This is a genomic window from Pseudomonas sp. JV245A, assembly GCF_032424515.1.
Classification (GTDB): domain Bacteria; phylum Pseudomonadota; class Gammaproteobacteria; order Pseudomonadales; family Pseudomonadaceae; genus Aquipseudomonas; species Aquipseudomonas protegens.
The window spans coordinates 1-675 of the sequence record NZ_VYKE01000479.1 but is presented as its reverse complement, the minus strand read 5'-3'; the positions used below and the strand labels follow the sequence as shown (position 1 = coordinate 675).

Genomic DNA, 675 nt, shown 5'->3' with positions numbered 1-675 from the left:
GCCGTGGAACTCCCACCTGCGCCCTGGCGACAACCTGTATTCCTCGTCGCGCCTGGCCCTGAACCCGGACGACGGCACCATCAAGTGGCACTTCCAGAGCACCCCCCACGACGGCTGGGACTTCGACGGCGTCAACGAGCTGATCTCCTTCAACTACAAGGAAGGCGGCAAGGAGATCAAGGCCGCCGCCACCGCCGACCGCAACGGCTTCTTCTACGTGCTCGATCGCACCAACGGCAAATTCATCCGCGGCTTCCCCTTTGTCGACAAGATCACCTGGGCCACCGGCCTGGATAAGAACGGCCGGCCGATCTACAACGAGGCCAGCCGCCCTGGCGCCCCGGGTAGCGAAGCCAAGGGCAGCTCGGTGTTCGTCGCCCCGGCCTTCCTCGGCGCCAAGAACTGGATGCCCATGGCCTACAACCGCGACACCGGGCTGTTCTATGTGCCGTCCAACGAATGGGGCATGGACATCTGGAACGAAGGCATCGCCTACAAGAAGGGCGCGGCGTTCCTCGGCGCGGGCTTCACCATCAAGCCGCTGAACGAGGATTACATCGGCGTGCTGCGGGCCATCGACCCCATCAGCGGCAAGGAAGTCTGGCGCCACAAGAACTTCGCGCCGCTGTGGGGCGGGGTGCTGACCACCAAGGGCAACCTGGTGTTCACCGGCAC

The 675-nt window shown here is 64.6% G+C and carries 1 pseudogene; it reads left to right on the top strand.

What is annotated here, in order from left to right:
* A pseudogene (gene pedH, locus F6S12_RS32560) lies at positions 1–675 on the top strand (PQQ-dependent alcohol dehydrogenase PedH); the annotation flags it as partial.